General features: G+C 69.8%; 22 protein-coding genes. 6 read left to right on the top strand and 16 right to left on the bottom strand.

Annotation, left to right across the window (positions count from 1 at the left end; translation table 11 throughout):
- Positions 1–84: 84 nt before the first annotated feature.
- From hisB to hisD, 3 genes are read right to left on the bottom strand one after another with little or no spacing between them, the layout of a single operon-like run.
- The gene (hisB, locus tag AC0Z36_RS07885) at positions 85–681 is read right to left on the bottom strand and encodes an imidazoleglycerol-phosphate dehydratase HisB (RefSeq protein WP_485461989.1); all 597 of its coding nucleotides are present in this window, start codon (positions 679–681) and stop codon (positions 85–87) included.
- The gene (locus AC0Z36_RS07880) at positions 678–1,826 is read right to left on the bottom strand and encodes a histidinol-phosphate transaminase (RefSeq protein WP_485461988.1); all 1,149 of its coding nucleotides are present in this window, start codon (positions 1,824–1,826) and stop codon (positions 678–680) included. The genes hisB and AC0Z36_RS07880 overlap by 4 nt, the downstream gene beginning before the upstream one ends.
- A gap of 35 nt (positions 1,827–1,861) precedes the next feature.
- Positions 1,862–3,208 (bottom strand): histidinol dehydrogenase, encoded by a 1,347-nt coding sequence (gene hisD, locus AC0Z36_RS07875; RefSeq protein ID WP_485461987.1) that lies wholly within the window; start codon positions 3,206–3,208, stop codon positions 1,862–1,864.
- 310 nt (positions 3,209–3,518) lie between these two features.
- Between hisD and AC0Z36_RS07870 the strand changes: the two genes are divergently transcribed.
- The gene (locus tag AC0Z36_RS07870; protein ID WP_485461986.1) at positions 3,519–5,117 is read left to right on the top strand and encodes an oxidoreductase; all 1,599 of its coding nucleotides are present in this window, start codon (positions 3,519–3,521) and stop codon (positions 5,115–5,117) included.
- 154 nt (positions 5,118–5,271) lie between these two features.
- Here AC0Z36_RS07870 and AC0Z36_RS07865 read toward each other — a convergent pair whose 3' ends face one another.
- Positions 5,272–5,844 carry a Clp protease N-terminal domain-containing protein gene (locus AC0Z36_RS07865; RefSeq protein WP_485461985.1) on the bottom strand — a complete coding sequence of 191 codons (573 nt, stop codon included), beginning with the start codon at positions 5,842–5,844 and terminating at the stop codon, positions 5,272–5,274.
- Positions 5,845–5,846: 2 nt separating this feature from the next.
- On the bottom strand, positions 5,847–6,077 hold the full coding sequence (locus AC0Z36_RS07860) for an AsnC family protein (RefSeq protein WP_485461984.1): 231 nt from the start codon (positions 6,075–6,077) through the stop codon (positions 5,847–5,849).
- Between the two features lie 113 nt (positions 6,078–6,190).
- Here AC0Z36_RS07860 and AC0Z36_RS07855 point away from each other — a divergent pair, with 113 nt between their 5' ends.
- Positions 6,191–6,883 (top strand): LON peptidase substrate-binding domain-containing protein, encoded by a 693-nt coding sequence (locus AC0Z36_RS07855; protein ID WP_485462077.1) that lies wholly within the window; start codon positions 6,191–6,193, stop codon positions 6,881–6,883.
- Between the two features lie 13 nt (positions 6,884–6,896).
- Positions 6,897–7,388, top strand: coding sequence for a Cys-tRNA(Pro) deacylase (gene ybaK / locus AC0Z36_RS07850; protein WP_485461983.1), 492 nt, complete (start codon positions 6,897–6,899; stop codon positions 7,386–7,388).
- Positions 7,389–7,401: 13 nt separating this feature from the next.
- On the opposite strand, the gene AC0Z36_RS07845 is transcribed toward ybaK, so the two are convergent.
- From AC0Z36_RS07845 to AC0Z36_RS07820, 6 genes are all read right to left on the bottom strand, one after another.
- A complete protein-coding gene (locus tag AC0Z36_RS07845; protein WP_485461982.1) occupies positions 7,402–8,082 on the bottom strand; it encodes a DUF2567 domain-containing protein in 681 nt (226 codons plus the stop codon).
- 48 nt (positions 8,083–8,130) lie between these two features.
- The gene (locus tag AC0Z36_RS07840) at positions 8,131–9,027 is read right to left on the bottom strand and encodes an ABC transporter permease (RefSeq protein WP_485461981.1); all 897 of its coding nucleotides are present in this window, start codon (positions 9,025–9,027) and stop codon (positions 8,131–8,133) included.
- Positions 9,024–10,061 carry an ABC transporter ATP-binding protein gene (locus AC0Z36_RS07835; protein WP_485461980.1) on the bottom strand — a complete coding sequence of 346 codons (1,038 nt, stop codon included), beginning with the start codon at positions 10,059–10,061 and terminating at the stop codon, positions 9,024–9,026. Before AC0Z36_RS07835 ends, AC0Z36_RS07840 begins: the two co-directional genes overlap by 4 nt.
- Before the next feature lie 176 nt (positions 10,062–10,237).
- Positions 10,238–10,885, bottom strand: coding sequence for a hypothetical protein (locus tag AC0Z36_RS07830; protein ID WP_485461979.1), 648 nt, complete (start codon positions 10,883–10,885; stop codon positions 10,238–10,240).
- Between the two features lie 202 nt (positions 10,886–11,087).
- Positions 11,088–14,570: a DNA polymerase III subunit alpha gene (gene dnaE / locus AC0Z36_RS07825; protein WP_485462076.1), complete on the bottom strand. Its 3,483-nt coding sequence runs from the start codon at positions 14,568–14,570 to the stop codon at positions 11,088–11,090.
- A 205-nt stretch (positions 14,571–14,775) separates the two neighbouring features.
- The gene (locus AC0Z36_RS07820) at positions 14,776–14,904 is read right to left on the bottom strand and encodes a hypothetical protein (RefSeq protein WP_485461978.1); all 129 of its coding nucleotides are present in this window, start codon (positions 14,902–14,904) and stop codon (positions 14,776–14,778) included.
- Positions 14,905–15,110: 206 nt separating this feature from the next.
- On the opposite strand from AC0Z36_RS07820, the gene AC0Z36_RS07815 reads away from it, so the two are divergent.
- The gene (locus AC0Z36_RS07815; protein ID WP_485461977.1) at positions 15,111–16,400 is read left to right on the top strand and encodes a mechanosensitive ion channel family protein; all 1,290 of its coding nucleotides are present in this window, start codon (positions 15,111–15,113) and stop codon (positions 16,398–16,400) included.
- A gap of 155 nt (positions 16,401–16,555) precedes the next feature.
- Here AC0Z36_RS07815 and AC0Z36_RS07810 read toward each other — a convergent pair whose 3' ends face one another.
- From AC0Z36_RS07810 to AC0Z36_RS07795, 4 genes are all read right to left on the bottom strand, one after another.
- Entirely contained in the window at positions 16,556–17,179 is a 624-nt protein-coding gene (locus AC0Z36_RS07810; RefSeq protein ID WP_485462075.1) for a dienelactone hydrolase family protein, read from the bottom strand.
- Between the two features lie 67 nt (positions 17,180–17,246).
- Positions 17,247–18,863: a Na+/H+ antiporter gene (locus AC0Z36_RS07805; RefSeq protein ID WP_485461976.1), complete on the bottom strand. Its 1,617-nt coding sequence runs from the start codon at positions 18,861–18,863 to the stop codon at positions 17,247–17,249.
- Positions 18,864–19,065: 202 nt separating this feature from the next.
- Positions 19,066–19,695 carry a hypothetical protein gene (locus AC0Z36_RS07800; RefSeq protein ID WP_485461975.1) on the bottom strand — a complete coding sequence of 210 codons (630 nt, stop codon included), beginning with the start codon at positions 19,693–19,695 and terminating at the stop codon, positions 19,066–19,068.
- Positions 19,696–19,701: 6 nt separating this feature from the next.
- On the bottom strand, positions 19,702–19,917 hold the full coding sequence (locus AC0Z36_RS07795; RefSeq protein WP_485461974.1) for a hypothetical protein: 216 nt from the start codon (positions 19,915–19,917) through the stop codon (positions 19,702–19,704).
- A gap of 127 nt (positions 19,918–20,044) precedes the next feature.
- Between AC0Z36_RS07795 and AC0Z36_RS07790 the strand changes: the two genes are divergently transcribed.
- On the top strand, positions 20,045–20,446 hold the full coding sequence (locus AC0Z36_RS07790) for a transposase (protein WP_485462081.1): 402 nt from the start codon (positions 20,045–20,047) through the stop codon (positions 20,444–20,446).
- The gene (locus tag AC0Z36_RS07785) at positions 20,443–20,901 is read left to right on the top strand and encodes an IS30 family transposase (RefSeq protein ID WP_485462074.1); all 459 of its coding nucleotides are present in this window, start codon (positions 20,443–20,445) and stop codon (positions 20,899–20,901) included. Before AC0Z36_RS07790 ends, AC0Z36_RS07785 begins: the two co-directional genes overlap by 4 nt.
- A gap of 303 nt (positions 20,902–21,204) precedes the next feature.
- On the opposite strand, the gene AC0Z36_RS07780 is transcribed toward AC0Z36_RS07785, so the two are convergent.
- The gene (locus tag AC0Z36_RS07780) at positions 21,205–22,134 is read right to left on the bottom strand and encodes an RluA family pseudouridine synthase (protein ID WP_485461973.1); all 930 of its coding nucleotides are present in this window, start codon (positions 22,132–22,134) and stop codon (positions 21,205–21,207) included.
- Positions 22,135–22,185: the final 51 nt, after the last annotated feature.

Raw genomic sequence — 22,185 nt, 5'->3', positions numbered from 1 at the left:
CGTGTTCCTTGCCGTGGTTCTGAGGAGTCCTGCTGTCGTGGAGTGTGCCGCCGTCGTGCGGCGCCCGGCCGTGCCGGAGCGTGCTCACAGTGCGCCCTTCGTGGACGGGATGACTCCGGCGCGGCGCGGGTCCAGGACGCACGCGTCCGACAGGGCCCGGGCCAGGGCCTTGAACTGGGCCTCGACGATGTGGTGCGCGTTGCGTCCGTACGGGACGTGCACGTGCAGGCAGATCTGCGCCTGGGCGACGAAGGACTCCAGGATGTGCCTGGTCATCGTGGTGTCGTAGTCGCGGCCGATCATCGGCGCGATGTCCGCCGGCTCGGAGTGCACCAGGAAGGGACGGCCCGACAGGTCGACGGTGACCTGCGCGAGGGCCTCGTCCAGCGGCACCGAGGCGTCGGCGAACCGGCGGATGCCCTTCTTGTCACCGAGGGCCTGGCGGAAGGCCGCGCCCAGCGCGAGGGCGGTGTCCTCGATCGTGTGGTGGGAGTCGATGTGCAGGTCACCGTCGGTCTTGACGGTGAGGTCGAACAGCCCGTGCTTGCCCAGTTGGTCGAGCATGTGGTCGAAGAAGCCGACGCCGGTCGACACTTCGACCTGTCCGCTGCCGTCCAGGTCTATCTCAACCAGGACGGAGGTCTCCTTGGTGGTCCGCTCAGCACGGCCGACCCGTGTCATGACTTCTCCTTGAGGACGTTTCGCATCGCGGTGAGGAAGGAGGTGGTCTCCTCCCCGGTGCCGGCGGTGACGCGCAGCATGCCGGGGACGCCGTTGTCGCGGACGAGGACGCCGTGGCCGAGGAGCCGTCGCCAGACCTCGTCGGCGTCCTGGAAACGGCCGAACTGCACGAAGTTGGCGTCCGACGGGGTGACGTCGAGCCCCATGGCGGTCAGTTCGGCGACGATGCGGTCGCGCTGGACCTTGAGGTCCTCGACGAACGAGAGCAGCAGGCCGGTGTGCTCCAGGCAGGCCAGTGCGGTCACCTGGGTGATCGTGGAGAGGTGGTACGGCAGGCGGACGAGTTGCACGGCGTCGACCACCGCCGGGTCGGCGGCGAAGTAGCCCAGGCGCAGCCCCGCCGCGCCGAACGCCTTCGACATGGTGCGGGTGACGACCAGGTTCGGCCGCCCGTCGAGCAGTCCCAGGAGCGAGCCCCGGTGCGAGAACTCGCTGTAGGCCTCGTCCAGGACGACCAGCGACGGACGGGCGGCCTGGGCCGCGTCGTAGACCCGTACGACCGTCTTCTCGTCCAGCGCCGTGCCGGTGGGGTTGTTCGGCGAGCACAGGAACACCACGTTCGGTCTGTGCCGGGCGATCTGCGCCAGTGCCCCCCCGACGTCGATCTCGAACGCGTCGGTGCGGGCTCCGGAGGTCCAGCCGGTGCCGGTGCCGCGGGCGATGAGGTGGTGCATCGAGTACGACGGTTCGAAGCCCAGCGCGGTGCGGCCCGGGCCGCCGAAGGCCTGGAGCAGCTGCTGGAGGACCTCGTTGGAGCCGTTGGCGGCCCACACGTTGTGGTGCGTCAGCCCGTGGTCGGCGGTCCGGCACAGGTAGGCGGCGAGGTGCGTGCGCAGTTCGACGGCGTCCCGGTCGGGGTAGCGGTTGAGTTCGCGCGCGGCGACGCGGACCCGCTCGGCGATGCGGTCGACGACCTCGGGGGGCAGCGGGTGCGGGTTCTCGTTGGTGTTCAGCCGGGTGGGGACGTCCAGTTGGGGCGCTCCGTACGGGGACTGGCCTTTGAGCTCGTCCCGGACGGGGAGGTCACCGAGGCTGGCGGTGCCCGCTGTGGGACCTTTCGCCCGGCTGTCGTCCGTCGTGCTCACTGCGGGACCCCGCACCCGTCTGCCGTCCGTCGTGCTCACTGCGGGACCTTCCAGTCGAACCGGGCGCGGACGGCCGCGCCGTGCGCGGGCAGGTCCTCGGCGTCGGCGAGGGTCGTCACGAAGTGGGCGACCTCGGCCAGCGCCGCGCGGGTGTAGTCCACGACGTGGATGCCGCGGAGGAACGACTGTACGGACAGCCCGGAGCTGTGGCACGCGCAGCCGCCGGTGGGCAGGACGTGGTTCGACCCGGCGCAGTAGTCGCCGAGCGAGACCGGTGCGTACGCGCCGACGAAGACGGCTCCGGCGTTGCACACCTTCGCGGCGACCGCTGCCGCGTCGGCGGTCTGGATCTCCAGGTGTTCGGCCGCGTAGGCGTTGACGACCTTGAGCCCGGCGTCGATGTCGTCGACGAGGACGATCGCGGACTGGCGGCCCGCCAGGGCTTCGGTGATGCGCTCACGGTGCCTGGTGGCGGCGGTCTGTACCGCCAGCTCCGCGACCACCGCGTCGGCCAGGGTTTCACTGTCGGTGACCAGCACGGCGGCGGCGAGTGTGTCGTGCTCGGCCTGGCTGATCATGTCGGCGGCGACGTGCACCGGGTCGGCGGTGGCGTCGGCGAGTACGGCGATCTCGGTGGGCCCGGCTTCGGAGTCGATGCCGATGACGCCCTTGAGCAGGCGTTTGGCGGCGGCGACGTAGATGTTGCCGGGCCCTGTGACGAGGTTCACGGGCAGACACGGTGCTTGATCACCCCGCTCCGCCCCGTACGCGAACATCGCGACGGCCTGGGCGCCGCCGACCGCGTAGACCTCGTCGATGCCCAGGAGCGCGCACGCGGCCAGGATCGTCGGGTGCGGGAGCCCGTCCCAGCGTGGATCGTCGGGGGCCTTCTGCGGCGGGGAGGCGACCGCCATCGACGGCACCCCGGCCTCCTGCGCGGGCACGACGTTCATGACCACGGAGGACGGGTAGACGGCGTTGCCGCCCGGCACGTACAGGCCGACGCGGTCGACGGGGACCCAGCGCTCGGTGACCGTGCCGCCGGTCGCGACCACGGTCGTGACGTCCGTGCGCCGCTGCTCGCGGTGCACGATGCGGGCCCGGCGGATGGACTCCTCCAAGGCGGCGCGGATCTCCGGGTCGAGGGCGGCGAGCGCGTCGGTGAGCGCCTGCGCCGGGACCCGGATATCAGTCAGCCGTACGCCGTCGAAGCGCTCGGTGATCTCGATCAGCGCCGCGGTGCCGCGATGCTGCACGTCCTCGACGATGGGCCGGACTTTGTCCAGCGTCGCTTCGACGTCGATTTCGGCACGGGGCAGCACGTTGCGCAGCGCAGCGCCCTCGGGGAGGGCGGGGCCGCGCAAATCGATACGGGAGATCACCCCACCCAGTGTAGGGAGCGTCGGGAGCGGCGCGTCCGCGCGTGTCGGAAGGTGAGACGCGCTAAGGATCTCCGGCCGATCTGCGGCTGATCCGCACCGGCCGCCCGCTGGTGGGTATCCAGGCTCAGATATCCACTGTCGGCCGGGTCTAGGCTGCAAGTGACGTGGCGGAAACCATCGGGGGTTGGCACGTATGTCCGAAGCAGCTAACAGTTCAGTCGACGCGGCCAGCAGTCCGGTCGACCCGGCGAACAGTCCAGTCGATACAGCGAACAGTCCAGCGGGACAGACCGAGGGGACTCCTCCCGTCGTGGACACGGCGACGCGCCTGTCCGTCGAGCCTGTCCCGGGGGACGCCGACGACTACCCGCCGGACCTGAGTGCCGCCGAGCGCCGGGTCTGGTCCGCGTTCCGGCGCGGGCAGCGCTGCGACCTCTCGGTGGCGTCGGGCACGTTGCGCCCGTCGCGCAGTCAGTCGTTCGTGACGTCCGGGGAGGACCGCCTGCCGGCCCCGCGCCCGGCGTACGGGTCGGACTGGGGCGCGGCGCGGACCGTACGCGCCGAGGTCCTCGCCCGGCTGCTGCTGCACGGCCCGGAACCGGTGCCCGGGCATGTGCCGACGTTGATGCTGCACGGGGCGCGGATCACTGGCCGGCTTGATCTGCACTGCGCCGTCCTGGACAACTTCATCGAGTTCCGGGACTGCCGGTTCGAAGGGTCGATCGCGATCCCGGAGGTCAGCGCGGTCACCGTACGGATGGTCCGGTGCGTCATCCCGAAGATCAACGCCCGCCGGCTGCGGGTCGACGGTGAACTCCAGATCAAGGGCTGTCACATCAGCGGCGGAATCGGGATGACCGATGCGCACATCGGCCTGGACCTCGATCTGCGCGGCACCCGGCTCGGCCCCGACCCGCGCGGCCGGGCGCTCGCCGCCGACGGCTTGCAGGTGGGTGTGGACCTGACCGCGCACGGTCCCTTCTTCGCGCGCGGCACGGTGTCATTGCGCGGGGCGCGGATCGGCGGCCGGGTGGTGTTCCACGCTGCCCGGATCGAACCGCAGCCCGGCGCGCGGGCGCTCGACGGCCAGTCGATGCAGGTGGAGCAGTCACTGCACTGCGGTGACAGGTTCACGGCGACCGGTCCGATCCGGCTGACCGATGCCAGGTTCGGCGACGCCTGTGTGATCGATTCGCCGAACGTGTGCCAGGAGGAGGGCTCCGACCTGGTGATGTGGCGGATGCAGGCGCGGACCCTGCATCTGCGCCTCTCGCACCCGGCGAAGGGCCGGATCATCCTCAACGGGGTGACGGTCGAGCGGTTCACCGACGTCCCCGACTCGTGGCCGCAGGGGCCCGGCCAGGTGGAGATCTCCGGGTTCACGTACCAGTACCTGGGTTCCAGTGAGCCGATGACGGTCGAGCAGCGACTCGGTTGGCTCCAGTCCGCGGTGCCCGAGTACACACCGCAGCCGTACGAGCAGCTGGCATCCGCGTACCGGACTGTCGGGGAAGATGAGAACGCCCGGTACATCCTGCTCGCCAAGCAGCGGAACCGGCGCGGGACGCTGCCGTTCGCGGGCCGCCTCTGGGGCTACCTCCAGGATGCGACGATCGGGTACGGCTACCGCCCGACCAGGGCGCTGGCCTGGCTGGGGGTGCTGATCGCACTGGGGACCGCACTGTTCGCCTCGCACCCACCGGACCCGGTCAAGCCGGACGAGACGCCGAACTGGAGCCCGTTCTTCTACACCCTGGACCTACTGCTCCCGGTGGTCAGTCTGGGCCAGGGGACGGCCTGGAAGCCTGACGGCGTCTACCAAGTCGCTGCGTACGTCCTCGTCCTGCTCGGCTGGGTCTTCGCGGGCGCTGCGGCGACGGGGGCGACGCGGGTGCTGAACCGGCAGTGATTCCGGCTCTGCGCGGTGATCATTCTCCGCACCAATCAGTTGATCATGGGACTCTTGCGGTTCCGGTGCCCGAATCGCGCCTTTCATTCCGCAAGAAGCCCATGGTCAACGCGCCTGGGCCGCCAGACAACCCGGCCACCGAGCGGCCGTCCGGTCAGCCCAGCGTCGCCGCCGCATCCGCCCCGAGACCCGCCAGATCGACGCCGCGATCGCGCAGCAACTCCACCGCGCCACCGTCCCCTTTTCGCAGGACGGCGAGCAGGAAGTGCGCGGGCTCGATACTGCGGTGGTTACGGTCGGCCGCTTCCCGCAGGGAGAGCTCCAGGACCTTCTTCGCCCCCGGGCTGAACGGAATGCGGGCCCCCACGGCAGTCCGCCTGAACAGCCCCCGCCGCGACTCCTCCTTCTTCCTTCCGCTCAAAGCACCACGCCCGAAGGACCCTTCGACTTTTTCGCGCACCGCGTCGAGGTCGATGCCGATCGCCTCAAGCGCCGCGGCGTCCTTCTCCTCCTGAGCTCCGGCGGACCGCAGCCCCGCCGCGGCCGTACGGCAGGACTCCAGATCGAGCCCGGCGTCCGCGAGGAGCCGGGCGACCGGCGCGTCCGGGCGGCGGAGCAGCGCGAGGAGCACGTGCTCCGTACCGATGCGGCCGCTCTCCAGCCGCCGCGACTCCTCCTGGGCCAGCACGACCATCGCCCGGGCATCTTCGCTGAAACGTTCGAACATGCTCAATCACCGTCCTTTCCGAACCAGAGGCGCGCGTATTTCTTGTGGACCGCCTGGCGGCTCACACCCAGTTGCGCGGCGATCCGCTGCCAGGACCAGCCGAGCATCCGCGCGTTGCCCACCTGGAGCTCTTCGAGCCGGTCGGCCAGGGTGCGCAGAGCCCGTACGGCCGTCAGGCCCACCGCAGGATCGCGACTGCCCGCGTTGTCCGCGAGTTGCTTGGTCTCGCTCATGATGTCAACCTACGTTGACGCTTCGAATACCGTCAACCCTGGTTGACGGTTCAATGCGACATCCGGCCCCTCAACAGGTAAAAGGAAAAACACCCCGCCGGTCAGGCTCTACGCTGAGCCGTGTGACCGACCGGCTCCCGCTCTTCCCGCTCAACTCCGTGCTCTACCCGGGCCTGGTGTTGCCCCTGAACGTCTTCGAGGAGCGGTACCGCCATCTGGTGCGCGACCTGCGCGCCCTGCCCGAGGAGCAGCGCCGGTTCGGCGTGCTCGCCCTGCGGACGGGCACCGAGACGGGAGTCCTGCCCGGCGCCCCCGCCGACAGCATGTTCGACCTGGGGTGCGTGGCGGAGATCGCCACCCTCAAGCCGCACGCCGACGGCCGGTTCGACCTCGTCGCGACCGGGTCGACGCGCTTCCGGCTGCTCTCAGTGGACGACTCCGGGCCCTACCTGACCGGCGAGGTCGAATACCTCCAGGACCAGCCGGGCGAGACTGCCGCGGTGCTCGCCGCGCCCGCCGTCCGGGCGTTCACCGCCTACCAGCGGGCACTGCTCGCCGGGCAGGGCCGCACCCGCCTTGAGCTGCCCGACCTGCCGGCCGACCCGACAGTCCTGTCCTATCTGATCGCCGCGGCGGTCGTGCTCGACCTGCCGGACAAACAAAGGCTCCTCGGCGCGGCGGACACCGCGACCCGGCTTCGGGAGGAGCTGCGGCTGCTGCGCCGCGAGGTCGCACTGCTCGAAAAGCTGCCGCGCCCGACGCTGCCGGCCGTCGACTTCGTCCTCCAGGCACCCACTCCGAACTAGGCAGAGGGTCAGCGTGGTGAAGAAGGCCAAAGGCGGTCAGGGCACGCCCGCGACAGTCGCGCTGACACAGGCCGCGGTCCCCTTCGCAGTGCACGCGTACGAACACGATCCAGCAGCCGGGTCCTACGGCGGGGAAGCCGTGGACGCGCTCGGGATCGCCCCCGAACGGGTGTTCAAGACGCTGCTCGCCGATGTGGACGGCACGTTGACCGTCGCGGTGGTGCCCGTCTCCGGGAAACTGGACCTCAAGGCCCTGGCCGCAGCCGTCGGCGGCAAGCGCGCGTCGATGGCCGACCCCGCGGCGGCAGTGCGCTCCACCGGCTACATCCTGGGCGGCATCAGCCCGTTGGGCCAGCGCAGGCGTCTGCGCACAGTTGTCGACTCATCGGCCGAAGCGCATCCGACGGTGTTCGTGTCGGCGGGGCGCCGCGGCCTGGAGATCGAAATCAACCCCGCCGATCTCGTACGGATGACAGCCGCGGTCAGCGCGGCGATCGGGCGTTGACGGAGATCAATGCCTAGTGCTTGGTGAAGTCCGGGCCCGCAGCCGGCGGCCGTTGCGCGTCCGGGAATCCGTACATCTGCCGCTGTTGCGGCGGCCACACCGCCGGCGCCTGGTCCGACTGCTTCTCATCGCGGTCACCGAAGCCCGCGTTCAGGCCCAGGAACACCACAAGGGACGCGATCGGCCACAGGTAGAGCACCCCCTTGGCGTGCAGTTCGAGGGGCTGGTCGAACTTCTTGCCCAGGCCGATCCGCTTGACCTGGTCGACCACACTGTCCGGGCCGGTCCAGTGGCCGACCTTGTAGGCGAGGTACGCCCCGGCCAGTCCGCCGATACCAAGGCCGAGGGCCGTGCCGACGCCGTAGCGGCGCAGCTTCCAGAAGGCCAGCGGCGCGAGGACCAGCCCGGCGACCACGGTGACGACACCCAGCCAGCCGTCCTGCGCGATGGCGTGCTCAGCTTCGGGGGCGACCGAGTAGACGCCCTCCTGGGTGGCTGTGAGCGGCACCCGGGGGGCGATCTTCTCCCAGGCCAGTCCGGCGAGCGCGCCGAGCGCGAGGCTCACGGCGACGCAGACGGCGAAGGCGGTCGCGTCGCCGCGGTAGCGGGTCAGGTCCCGGACGGTTCCGGTCCGGTCCGTCGCCGTTTCCGGTTCGGTCACGTGCAGCGGGTCGGTCTGCCCTGGCGTGGTCATACGGTCAAGAATCCCATGATCGTCGATCGCTTGGTGGACTGGACGCGGTCAGTTTCTGGCGCTGCGCCGGAACGCCCACGTCGCCAGGGCCAGTGTGGCCACCCCGACGGCCGCGCACACCGCGAGGTTCCCGGCGACCGAGGCCCAGTCGGGGTTGTCCCGGTAGGTCGCGGCGAAGGCGTCCACCCCGTACGACGACGGGAGCAAGTCACGCATCCAGCGGACGACCTCCGGCATGCGGTCCACCGGGACGATCCCCAGGATGAGCGCCGCGGACATGCCCAACTGCCCGGCGAGTGTGGCCAGTTCCTGACGGGGTGAGAGCAGGCCGAACGCCGCGCCGACGCCGGCGAGCGCGGCCCCGGCCAGCGGGACGACCAGCAGCAGCACCCACAGGTTCAGCAGCGGGAGCTGGAACATCAGCGCGCCGACGACCGCGGTGATCACAGCCCCGGGGAGGGTGAACGACGCGTACGCGGCGGCCACCCCGAGGACCACCGCGGCCGGGCGGACCGGCAGCGTCAGGTAGTAGTCGAGCGAGTTGGCCGCGCGCAGCGCGCCGAAGTGCTGGGCGAGCAGGTTGAGCGCGACGAACGCCACGACCAGCACGCTGGACCCGGCGACGACGGCCTCACGGGCCGGGGCGCTGTCGGAGTCGACCACACCGCGCATCAGGATCATGATGCCGACGGACTGGAAGACCGCGACGAACAGCAGCGGGATGCGCGAGACGCGCGCCCGGGAGAGCTGGGCGCGGTAGACGGTGACCAGCCCGGGCCACAGCGGGACGGCCGGGGCGGGCTCGAACGGAACAGGAGCGGACGCAACAGGAGCGGACGGAGCAACCGCGGCCGGGGCCGGCGTGCTCTTCGCGGGTGCGGTCAGCGGGCTGACCGGCTGCGGTGTCACCGGCCGGGGGGGCACAGGCTGGGGGTTCACGGTCATCCCTTGATGAGTCCGGTGTGGCGTCCGCCCAGTGCGAGGTAGACGTCCTCAAGGCTGGGGGTGGAGAGGGTGAAGTCGTCCAGCGCGGCGAAGGCCGGGCCCGAGGTGACCTGCGCGAGCAGTTCGCGGGCGACGGCGGGTTCCATCCGGGTGCTCCAGCGGCGTCCGGTCCGTACGGCCTGCCCGGCCAGGAGCGCGACGCACGGCACGTCCAGCGGTGGTTCGTCGCGCCACACCAGGTCGAGCCGGACCTCGTCGCCGACCATCGCCTTGAGGCCGCCGGGGGTGTCGCACGCGATGACCCGGCCCTCGTCGATGACCGCGACGCGGTCCAGGAGCGTTTCGGCTTCGATGACGTTGTGCGTGACGAGGAGGACGGTGACGCCCTGGGCGCGGCGGCGGTCGAGTGCCGCCCAGACGGCCCGGCGGGCGACGGGGTCCATGCCGGTGGTGGGTTCGTCCAGGACGAGTACGGGACGGTCGCCCACCAGCGCGGTGGCCACGCAGGCGAGCCGGCGCTGGCCGCCGGAGAGCTTCTTCAGCGGCCGGTCGGCGAGTTCCGCCAGTCCGAGTTCCGCCATCACCTCGTCGCGGGCCGTACGGGCCCGCGCGACCGGGAGGGCCCGCAGCCGGGCGGTGGTCTCGACGGCCAGCGCCACGGTCAGCTCGTCGAGCGCGCCGGAGTCCTGGCCGAGGTAGGCGATGAGCCGCGCGGTGATGTCAGGGCGCCGTACGACGTCGTGGCCGAGCAGGTCGATGCTGCCGGAGTCGGGGCGGAGCAGGCCGGCGAGCTGGCGGACCAGGGTGGTCTTGCCCGCCCCGTTGGGGCCCAGGAGCCCGAAGATCTCGCCGCGGCGGACGGTCAGGTCGACCGCGTCGTTGGCGGTGACGACCGTCCGGTCCTTGCGGCGGCCTGTGGTGTACGACTTGGTCAGGCCGGTGACCGTGAAGCACGGTCCGCCGGCGGGCGGGCCCGCAACGCTCGGGCGGTCGGCCGAGGACCGCGCTGTCGCGGTCTCGTCGAGGATGGCCACGCTTCGCTCACCTGCTCCGGGTCCGGCCCGGGTAATCGTCGGTTGCTCTCAGGGGTCCGCGCGCCGGCCCGGCGGGTGGGCGGGGGTGGCCGGTGGCGCGACTGCACGACTCTACGCCGTCCCGGGCCCTGTCCGGGCCCGGGGTCGGCTGTCCGCGGATGTCGGTCAGTGCTGCGTCAGCGCTCCGTACGCCCGGTTCCGGCTTCCTTCGCGAGGTGGCGGCGGGCCCGGGTCCACTGGTCCCGCGGGAGGACGTTGCGCCAGTCGATGGCCCGCAGCGCCTGTTCCTGGTCGGCGGGGATGCGCCGGACTGCGTACGCGGCGCCCAGCTTCATCAGCATGAGGGGCCGGGGTGGCAGGCCGACGCGGTGGAGTTCGCGTTTGAGGTTGGGCCACCAGACGGTGACGGCGTCGCCGATCTCGTCCTCGACCGGGGCGAGGCGCTTGAACGCGCCGATCCGGCCGATGGCCCGGGCGATGACCCACTGGACGACCGCGGCGAGGACGAACAGGACCAGCAGGATGATGCCGAGGACCGCCAGCGGGCCGAGGAACAGCAGCACCACCCCCACGACGAGCAGCACGTATTTCAGCAGGAAGACCATCTCAAGGCGGCCGAGGACCAGTTGCCCGGCCAGGTAGCGCAGCAGCAGCGCGCCCTGGCCCGGGGTGAGCCTGGTGTCGACGTCCGACTCTTCCAGGGCGGGGCGGGGGCCCCGGGCGGCGTCCGCCCGGTCCGCGTCCCGCCCGGCCTGCTGGAGGCGCCGTCCACCCCTGGCCGCCGCCATGCCGAACTTCCCGGCCTGTCTGGCCCACTTGGGCATGTCGTCCGTCCCCTCGTACGTATTTCCGTGTCCACCGACGCCGCCATGCTGGCACGGCGGACGTCCCTGCGGCGCAAGCGACGGAGGCGGAGCGTCCCGAGTGGCACCACCACGGAAGGCGGGGGTGCGAATCGGACAGTTCATGGTCCGCCCGGTGAATCCGGAAATACGCTGACAGCGAAACCGGGGTGGGGGCACCGTCTCAGGCCAGACAGCCCAGGCCGAGCAGCGTCTTCAGCTCGCTCTTGAGCGCCGACGACGGGTCCACGGCCAGGGCGGGGTCCAGGCGCATCAGGACGTTGCGGCCCGGCGACTGGAGGCGCAGCCGTACCTCCGTCTTGCCCTTGTGGCTGCCCAGGACCTCCTTGAGCTGGGCGACCAGCGGCGGCACGATCCGGGAGACCGGCAGGTTGATCACCAGCGGCTGGGTCGGGTCCAGTTCGGAGAGTTCGGGGACCGTCATCTCCATCGCGACCAGGCGCGGTACGTCCTCGCGTTTGTCGAGGCGGCCCTTGACGAAGACGACGGTGTCCTCGACCAGTTGGGTGGACACCAGGAGGTAGGTCTGCGGGAAGAACATGCACTCGATCGACCCGGCGAGGTCCTCCACGGTGGCGATGGCCCAGGCGTTGCCCTGCTTGGTCATCTTGCGCTGGAGGCCGGAGATGATGCCGCCGATGGTGACGATCGAGCCGTCCTGGTAGTCGCCGCCCAACGCCGCGATCGGCGCGTCGGACTTCGACTTGAGGATGTGCTCGATGCCGAACAGCGGGTGGTCGGAGACGTAGAGGCCGAGCATTTCGCGTTCCTGGGTGAGCAGGTGCGACTTCTCCCACTCGTCGGTGGAGAACTCGACGTCCAGACCGAAGGCCGGGGTGTCGCTGTCGTCGTCACCGCCGAACAGGTCGAACTGGCCTTCGGCCTCCTTGCGCTTGACCGCCACCACGGCGTCGATCATGTTCTCGTAACGCTCGGTCAGGCCCTTGCGGGTGTGCCCCATTTCGTCGAACGCCCCGGCCTTGATCAGGGATTCGACGGTGCGCTTGTTGCACACGACCGCTTCGACCTTGTCCAGGAAGTCCGGGAAAGAGGTGAAGCGGCCCTTGGCGGTGCGGCTGCGGGCGATCGACTCGACGACGTTCTCGCCGACGTTGCGGACCGCCGACAGGCCGAAGCGGACCTGGGAGTCGCCCTGCGGCGTGAAGTTGGCGTCCGACTCGTTGACGTCCGGCGGCAGCACCTTGATGCCCATCCGGCGGCACTCGTTGAGGTAGACCGCCGACTTGTCCTTGTCGTCGCGCACCGAGGTGAGCAGCCCCGACATGTACTCGGCGGGGTAGTTCGCCTTGAGGTAGGCGGTCCAGTAGGAGATCAGGCCGTACGCGGCGGAGTGCGCCTTGTTGAAGGCGTAGCCGGCGAACGGGACCAGGACGTCCCACACCGCCTTGATCGCCGCGTCGGAGTAGCCGTTCTTCTTGCAGCCGGCCTCGAACAGGACGAAGTTCTTGGCCAGTTCGTCGGCCTTCTTCTTGCCCATGACCCGGCGCAGGATGTCGGCTTCGCCGAGGGAGTAGCCGGCCAGGATCTGCGCGGCCTTCTGCACCTGCTCCTGGTAGACGATCAGGCCGTAGGTGACACCGAGGATCTCCGCGAGGGGCTCTTCGAGCTCCTGGTGGATGGGGGTGATCTCCTGCTGCTTGTTCTTGCGCAGCGCGTAGTTGGTGTGCGAGTTCATGCCCATGGGGCCGGGGCGGTACAGAGCCGAGACGGCGGAGATGTCTTCGAAGTTGTCCGGCTTCATCAGGCGCAGGAGCGAGCGCATCGGCCCGCCGTCGAACTGGAACACGCCCAGGGTGTCGCCGCGGCCGAGCAGTTCGTACGTCTTCGGGTCGTCCAGGGTCAGCTTCAGCAGTTCGATCTTCAGACCCTTGTTGGCCTCGATGGCCTTGAGGGCGTCGTCCATGATCGTGAGGTTGCGCAGGCCGAGGAAGTCCATCTTCAGCAGGCCGAGCGACTCGCAGGTCGGGTAGTCGAACTGCGTGATCACCACACCGTCGGTGTGCCGGGTCCACACGGGGATGTGGTCGGCGATGGGCTCGGCGGACATGATGACGCCGGCCGCGTGCACGCCGGGCTGGCGGATCAGGCCCTCGATGCCCATGGCCGTGTCGATGACCTTCTTGACGTCCGGCTCGTTCTCGTAGAGCGCCCGGACCTCACCGGCCTCGCCGTAGCGCGGGTGCTTCGGGTCGGTGATGCCCGCGAGGTTCATGGACTTGCCCATGATGTCCTTCGGGTACGCCTTGGTGATCCGGTCGCCCATCGCGTACGGATAACCCAGGACCCGGGACGAGTCCTTGATGGCGGCCTTGGCCTTGATCGTGCCGAAGGTGACGATCTGGGCGACCTTGTCGGAGCCCCACTTGTCGGTCACGTAGCGGATGACGTCGCCGCGCCTGCGCTCGTCGAAGTCGATGTCGACGTCGGGCATGGACGCGCGCTCGGGGTTGAGGAACCGCTCGAACAGCAGGCCGTGCGGGATCGGGTCGAGGTCGGTGATCCCGGTGGCGTACGCGCACATCGCGCCGGCGGCGGAGCCACGTCCGGGGCCTACGGCGATGCCGTTGTTCTTGGCCCACATGATGAAGTCGGCGACCACGAGGAAGTAGCCGGGGAAGCCCATCTGGATGATGATCTGGAGCTCGTACTCGGTACGGGCCCGGTGTTCTTCGTCGAAACCGTCGGGGAAGCGCTCATCCATGCCCCGCCAGACTTCCTTGGTGAACCAGCTGTCCTCGGACTCGCCCTCGGGGACGGGGAAGCGCGGCATGAGGTTGTGGAAGTCGAACATGCCCGCGGGGTCGACGCGTTCGGCGATCAGGAGGGTGTTGCGGCAGCCCTCCTGCCAGGAGTCGGACTGGTCCATCCCGTACATCTCCGCGGCCGACTTGAGGTAGTAGCCGGTGCCGTCGAAGCGGAAGCGGTCCGGGTCGGCGAGGGTCTTGCCGGTCTGGATGCACAGCAGGGTGTCGTGGGCCAGCGCGTCGGACTCGCGGGTGTAGTGCGAGTCGTTGGTGACGACCGGGGGGATCTCCAGCTTCTTGGAGATCCTGATGAGGTCGTCGCGGACGCGCTTCTCGATGGACAGCCCGTGGTCCATGATCTCCAGGAAGTAGTTCTCCTTCCCGAAGATGTCCTGGTACTTCGCGGCGGCTGCGACGGCCTCGTCGAACTGGCCCAGGCGCAGCCGGGTCTGGACCTCACCGGAGGGGCAGCCCGTGGTGGCCATGAGGCCCTCGGCGTGCTCGGCGATGATCTCGGTGTCCATCCGGGGCCACTTGACGAGCCAGCCCTCCGCGTACGACCGGCTGGTCAGCTTGAAGAGGTTGTGCAGGCCGGTCTTGTTCCGCGCCCAGATGGTCTTGTGGGTGTACGCGCCGCGGGCGGAGACGTCGTCGGCCTTCTGGCCGGGGTTTCCCCAGGTGACGCGCTTCTTCTGGCCGCGGGCCTCGGGGGCGACGTACGCCTCGATGCCGATGACCGGGGTCACACCGGAGGCGACGGCCTCCCGGTGGAAGGCGTTGGCGCCCATCATGTTGCCGTGGTCCGTCATCGCCACGGCGGGCATGCCCTGGGTCTTGACCTCCTTGAACATCTCCTTGAGCCGGGCTGCGCCGTCCAGCATCGAATACTCGGTGTGGACGTGGAGATGGACGAAGGAGTCACTCACGGTTCGGTTCCCTCCGAGGGGTCTGCGATTGCGTCTGCCCGTACGGAGCGGATGACCGCAGGACGCCTCTGTCAGGGCTCCCACCTGCGGAAACACCAGCGGTCCTGCCCGGAACCGGGACTTGCGGGATGCCGTCTGCGCGCTCGTACGACTGGTGAGTCTACCGGCCCCGGGTGCCCTCTCCGGGGGACAAACGCCGGTTGGCCGCCCCGTCGGCGGGCAGACGGACGGGCTGGTGCGCCCGGTGCCCGGTGGTGCGGGCGTTGCCGGCGGGTGTGCTGTTCTTCACCACCGGCCTTCACCACCGGCTTCCACCACCGGCCTTCACCACCGGCGGACAGCGGACGGCCGCGCGGCGCCCGGGCCGGACCGTGACCGCCCGTTGGCGACAAATCGACAGGGCATACCGGCACGTCACCCCCCGCGCCGGTGGACCGGTGCCCGAATGGGTGACTACCGTACGAACAACCCCCAACCTGAAGGAGCACAACCGTCGTGGACGTCTGGAACGTACTCCGCCCGCTGATCGTGCTGGTGGTGGTGCTGTTGACCACCGTCAGCGCCGCCTGGGGCACCCGTCGGCTCGCCCGGGAGATCCAGACGCGCAGACCGGCCGCCGGCGGCGCGCTGTGGCCGATGCTGCGCCGCTCGCGGGCCTCGTTCGTGGTGACGCTCGGCACGGTTCTCCTGCTGGTCAGCGAGCCCGCCGCGGGGCTGCCCGAAAGCTCCCGGGGGGCGGTGCGGCACTTCCTGGTGCTGGCCGTGATCGGATCCTGCTCGTGGCTGGCCGTGCACGCCGCGACCGTGCTGGTGAACACATCGTTCGAGAAGTACGCGGCGGTGGCCACCGACACGGGGAAGGTCCGCCGGGTCCGGACGCAGATCGACCTGATCCGCCGGGTCGGCGCGGCCATCGTGACGATGATCGCGCTCGCTTCGATGATCATGACCTTCCCCGCCATGAAGACCATCGGCACCTCGCTGCTCGCCTCCGCCGGACTCCTGGGCGTGGTGGCCGGTCTGGCCGCGCAGAGTGCGCTGGCCAACGTGTTCGCCGGGGTGCAGATCGCCTTCAGCGACATGGTCCGCATCGGCGACTCGGTGGTCGTCAACAACGAGATGGGGACGGTCGAGGAGATAACGCTGACCTACCTGGTGGTGAACACCTGGGACCAGCGTCGGCTGGTCATGCCGGTCTCCTACTTCACCAGCCGCCCGTTCGAGAACTGGTCGCGGACCGACACCCGGATGACCGGCACGGTCTTCCTGCACCTGGACCACTCCGCGCCGATCGCCGAACTGCGCGAGGAACTGCACCACATCCTGAAGAACTCCGGGCTGTGGGACGGCATGGGCTGGAGCCTGTACGTCACCGAGACGCACCCCACCACGATCCTGGTCCGGGCTGTGGTCACCGCCAGGGACGCCGACGACGTGTGGACACTGCGGTGTGACGTACGGGAGAAGCTCCTGGAGTTCCTGCGCGGCAAGCACCCGTACGCCCTGCCGCGGATCGCCACGGCCACCGCGCCCGGCGCCGGGGAGGGCTACACGCCGGACAAGGCCGACTACGGCATGCAGCTGACGGAGACGAAGCCCGCCGAGGCACCCCGGCCCCCGGTGGCACTCGTCCGGCAGCGCCCCAAGCAGTACCTCCCTTCGGAGACCGGCGCGCTGAAGCAGGTCAGCCTGGACAAGCCGGCCGGCGAATCCGGCACGGAACTCGAAGAGCCCGGAATCGTCCCGGGCCAGCGCCAGGCCCGGGTCGACCAACGACAGGGCTGACCAGCGGCAGAGCTGACGACCACACCCGCGGGTAGGCGTCCGCTGGGACGGTCCCGGACTTCGCGGGGCGGCCCGTGGTGGTCACAGTGCCGCGGAAAGTCCAGGGCCGTCCCGGCGGAGCGCGTCCCGCGCGTTCCCGGCCGAACGGCACCGGGTCAGGCGCTGTCGGTCTCCGCGAGGAACGCCAGCGCCGCCGCCCAGGCCTCCTCCGCCGCCGCCGCGTCGTAGTCCGGCAGGTCGGCGTCCGTGAACAGGTGCCCGGCGCCCCGGTAGCGGTGGACCTCCACCTCGGCCCCGGCCTTGCGCATGCTCAGGTACCAGGCGTTCAGCCAGTCCTCCGACTCGAACGCGTCGGGCTCGGCCACGTGCAGTTGTACGGGGATCTCCGTCGCCGCGTCCGCCCGCAGGTCGGACGTACCGTGGAACATCAGCAGCCCGGCCGCGTGCCCGTCGGCCAGCGCGAGGTTCTGGGCCAGTGCGGCACCGAGTGAGAACCCGGCGTACACCAGGCCCCCGCCGAGCGGCGCGGCAGCGGCGACGACACGCTTGAGCAGTTCCTCGTTGCCGATCTGCTCGCTGATGGCCATGCCCTCTTCGACGGTGCCGACCGTACGGCCGTCGAAAAGGTCCGGCACGGTGACCTCGTGGCCGGCGTCGCGGAGCCGCTCCGCGGCGGCCCGGACGGCGGGGCGCAGCCCGTAAGCCGAGTGGAACAACACAATCCTGGCCACGGGGTGTGACTCCTTTTTTCCTGCCGGTCTGACCGCGGGTGCGGAAATCCCATGATCCCCCGGTCCACCCGGACGGTCCAAACCCGCCCGGCCTGGTGTCACGCACGACTCCGCGTCAGTGCAAGCGGGCGGACCGTACGCCGTGCACATCGAGGTTCTTCAGCACGCGGTCCACCGCGCTGGGGTCGACGCCCGTCTCGCCGCGGGCCTTCCGCAGTTCCCGGCGGGCGGCCCGCGCCATCTCCCGGTCGGCCCGGCGGTAGGCCTCCATCTGCTGGGCCCGTCCGGCGACCAGCTCGCGTTTGTCCTCCCGGACGGAGTCCGGGTTGAGCCTGGCCAGGATCGCGTGGTGCCGGGCACGGAGACTCATCGACACTTCCTCCGGCACATCGCCCTCGTCCTCCAGCACCCCGAGCCGGTGCAGTGCCGCTTTGTGCGCGCGGACGGCGAGCCCGCGGTCGGCTTCGGGGACAGCGTCGGCCGACAGCCGGACGCCCAGCCCGCGGACCACGAACGGCAGCGTGATCCCTTGCAGGACCAGCGTCACCAGGACCACGCTGAAGGCGATGGCGACCAGCCGGGCCCGCTCCGGGAAGGGACTGCCGTCGTCCATGGTCAGCGGGAGACCCAGGGCCAGCGCGACCGTGGCGACACCGCGCATCCCGGACCACCACAGGACCACGGTTTCGCGTGGGGCCAGCATCGGGAGGCGGTCGGAACCGGCTGCTGACGCCGCCTTGTTGAAGCCGCTCCGCTGGGCCAGCCCGGCAGCCGGGAACAGCCACAGCGCGCGGACCACGATCACGGTGAGGGACACCGCCCCGGCCTGCAGCAGGGTCTCCCCCAGGCCGTCGCCGAGTTCCCGCAGGACGGGCCGCAGCTCCAGGCCGACGATGCCGAACGCCAGACCGGTGACCATCAGTTCGATGACCTCCCACACGGAGTGGGCGGTCAGCCGGCCGACGATGTCGTCCGTCTCCAGGATCACGGAGCGCATCCGCAGCGCGGCCACGATCACCGCCAGGACCCCGGAACCACCGAGGTGGTCGGCCACGATGTAGGCGACGAACGGCACGAGCAGGCTGAAGACCGTCCCCGCCGCCGGATCGGCCAGCCGGTTGACGACAGGCACGCTCACCCCGGCCGCAGTCAGCCCGACCAGCACCGCGACCACCACGGTGAGTACGGCGACCGTGCCGATCTCCAGTCCGCTCACCGAACCGGCTACGGTGGCGATCACCGCGATCTGGTAGATCACGATCGCGGTGGCGTCGTTGTAGAGGCCTTCGCTCTCCAGGAGCTGGACCAGGCGGCGCGGCAACCGCAGCTGCCCGGCGACGGCGCTGGTGGCGATCGGATCGGGCGGGGCGACCAGCGCCCCGAGGGCAAGCGCGGCGGCGACCGGCAGCCCGGGCACGACCGCGTGGGCGACAGCGGCGACGGCGACCGTAGTGACGACCACCAGGGCGACCGCGAGCAGCATGATGGGCCGCAGGTTGGCCAGGAACTCCCGCCAGCTGGTCCGCCAGGCCGCCGCGTACAGCAACGGCGGCAGGAGCAGCGGGAGCATCAGCTCCGGGTCGAGCTTCAGATCGGGTACGCCGGGGATCAGCGCCAGGACCAGCCCGTACACCGTCATGAGGACGGGCCACGGCAGCTTGACGCGCCGGGCGAGGGTGACCGCCGCGACCGTGCCGAGCATGAGCAGGAACACGACGGTGAGCTGGTCCACGCACACCCCTCACGTCACGCTCGTTTTGTACGGGTTTCACCGTACGACGGGAGTGCTCTCCACGCGAGTCGCCGGACCCCACTCGGCACCGGTCAGCGCTGGACTGGCACGCCCGAATTCCCGGGCGCTTCGCGACCCCCGGGAGGATGCTTGGATCCGCGCCCGATCCACACACCCGGACTGGACCGGATCGCACCAGCGGTCAGCCCGCCGGCCCACGCTCCACCCGTCCGATCAGGTCTGCCAGTTGCGCCTGGACCCCTTCCGGCGTCCCGTCCACCAGGATGACGTTGGGCAGCACACCGATCTGAGCATCGAGAACGGCGAACCGCACAGTCGGATGCTCCGGGGCCACTGCGCTGACGGCTGAGGTGATGCTGCCGCCGCTCACGATGACCAGCCGACAGTGGTGGGCGAGGAGTCCGTCGAGCAGCGGTGTCGCTTCGTCTGGTGACGCGACCTTGGCCGGGATCTGCTGGAGGTTCACTTTGCCTGCTGCGACGGCGGGTTGCGCCGCGGACTGCACTGACATGGAAGGCCCACCCGCCAAGAGGGTGCACACCGTTGGCACAAGCGAGGCATTGTGGGCCTCCGGAAGTGCAGAATGATTATTTCCTTCGCCCCGGAACGCGAACCACAGCACCACGCCGAGCAGAAGGAGTAGCGGCACAGTCACCGCTGCTGCGATTTTCTGACTGCCAGCCATGCGTTCGAGAATTCCTCGCTGTTTGATCACCGGACCTGGCATGGCCTTCTGCGGTAATCCCGCTCCGTCGAGCGCCGATTCCCAGCGATGCCGGTACATGCACCCCTCAAGCGACAGCGTGACCAAATGAATTCACTCAGAGGATTTAGATCCTGGAGAAATCAAACGAACTCCGGCATTCAGCATCTCCTGAATCACCGATGCCCAGATCTCACCATCCTCAACAATTATCCCCTTCTCGGAGATTTCATTGAAAATAACATGCGGGAAACCCTGTCCAACATTCAACAAAATCCACCCTTTCTCGGTCCCATCCCAAAGATAAGAGAACGAATCCAAGCTCCCCATGCACGACACCCGCCGAAAAAATGCTTCTTGAATGGAACTGCAATCTCCTTGATCTCAACCGGTCGAAGCAATTGATCTTGGTCCCGTAGGCTCGGCGGCCTCATCCACCGACCGGAGACCGCCGCCTGTGAACGTCCCGCCCCGCCGCGCCCCCCTGTCGCCCGCAGACCGCGAGGAGATCTCCCGGGGCATCGTCGAGAACCTGGAAGGCGGACAGACAACCGCCCGGATCGGACGCCGCCCCTCGGTGGTCAGCCGGGAGATCCGCCGCCACGGCGGCCGGGCCAACCACCGCGCCCACCACGCGAACGACCAGGCCGGACGATCCCGTTGCCGACCCAAGGCGCGGAAACCCGACCGTCTTCCCGACCCGCGCCGCGAGGTACCGGCCCGCCCGGGCCGGGCCGAACGCCGCCCCCGCGGCCGGACGAAGCCGACCGGCGCCCGGATCGTCGGCACGCACTCCATCGACGACCGCCCCGCCGAAGTCGAGGACCGCAAGATCCCCGGAGGCCAGGCGACTGGCTGACAACACCCGGCAGGGACGGGAAGACCGCACCGGGCACCCTGGTCGAGCGCACCAGCCGCTACACGATCCTGGTCCCCCTGCCGTCGGGGAACAACGCCACCGACGTCTGCGACGCCCTCATCGAATCGGTCCGCGACGTACCCAGGCAGATGCCCACCAGCCTGACCTGGGACCAGGGCAGTGAAATGGCCCAGCATCAAGGACTGTCCCCCGCCACGGAGTCGGACGTGTACTTCGCCCACCCGCACTCCCCGTGGGAACGCGGCACCAACGAGAACACGAACCGGCTGCCGCGCGAGTACTTCCCCAAAGGCACCGACATCACCGCCCACGAGCCCTACCCGCGGGCCGTCGCCGAGGAACTCAACACCCGGCCCCGCCGTATCCTCGACCACCAGAAACCCGCTGAGGTATTCGCCGAGCTGCTGACCGCCTCAATTGCTTCGACCAGTTGAGATCAAGCTCCCCTGGACAGTGCGTCCAGAGTCTGGAAGAGGTCGTAGGCACCGTGGGTGTTCAACACAGGTTCAACGGCCATCACCGTCACGCCTCCTTCCCGTGAGCTCCCGGAGGAATTCCCCTCCAGCCTCCCACGCACACCTGGCACAGACCCACCGTCACCCGAAGGCCGTCACCAACTCGACGACCGAACGGGTGAAAGGTCACACCAAGCGTCACTTAGTCCTTCCGGAACCCAGCCCTGACGGAACCCGGTCCCGGCCGACCCCAGTCCCATCCGAACTCAGTCCCATCCGAACTCAGTCCTGGATGCGCTCCAGCGCCTCCGCCAGGTCCGGCGCGTACTCGCTGGTGTACTCGACCCACTCGCCCGTCCCCGGGTGGTGGAAGCCGAGCGAGACCGCGTGCAGCCACTGCCGGGTCAGGCCGAGCTTCTTGGCCAGCGTCGGGTCCGCGCCGTACGTCAGGTCGCCCACGCACGGGTGCCGGGTGGCCGACATGTGCACGCGGATCTGGTGCGTGCGGCCGGTCTCCAGCTTGATGGAGAGCAGGCTCGCGGCGCGGAACGCCTCAAGGGTGTCGTAGTGCGTGACACTGGGCTTGCCGTCCTTGACGACCGCCCACTTCCAGTCGCTGCTGGGGTGCCGGTCGATCGGCGCGTCGACGGTGCCGACGTGCGGGTCGGGGTGGCCCTGGACGAGCGCGTGGTAGCGCTTGTCGACCGTACGCTCGCGGAACGCCTGCTTGAGCAGGGTGTAGGCGCGCTCAGACTTGGCGACGACCATCAGTCCGGACGTACCGACGTCGAGGCGGTGCACAACACCCTGACGCTCGGCCGCGCCGGAGGTGGAGATGCGGTAGCCGGCCGCGGCCAGACCGCCGATGACGGTGGTCCCGGTCCAGCCCATCGACGGGTGCGCGGCGACGCCGACCGGCTTGTTGACCACGACGATGTCGTCGTCGTCGTGCACGATCGTCATGCCGGGCACGGGCTCGGCGATCAGCTCGACGGCGCGGGGCGCGCCGGGCATCTCGACCTGGATCCAGGACCCGGCCATCACCCGCTCAGACTTGCCGGCCCGCACGTTGTCGATCAGCACTTTGCCCTCGGCCGCCAGCTCGGCGGCCTTGGTCCGGGACAGGCCGATCATGCGGGCGAGGGCAGCGTCGACACGCTCCCCTTCGAGGCCTTCGGGGACGGGCAGGGTACGGATCTCAGGCGTGGTCACTCCACAAGTATGACCGGTCCGGCGGTACGGCCCTCCCGCACGGCCGCGGGC

This window comes from Kitasatospora sp. UYEF31 (assembly GCF_057291755.1).
The sequence above is the reverse complement of the archived record's forward strand: the minus strand, read 5'-3'. Positions and strand labels throughout refer to the sequence as shown.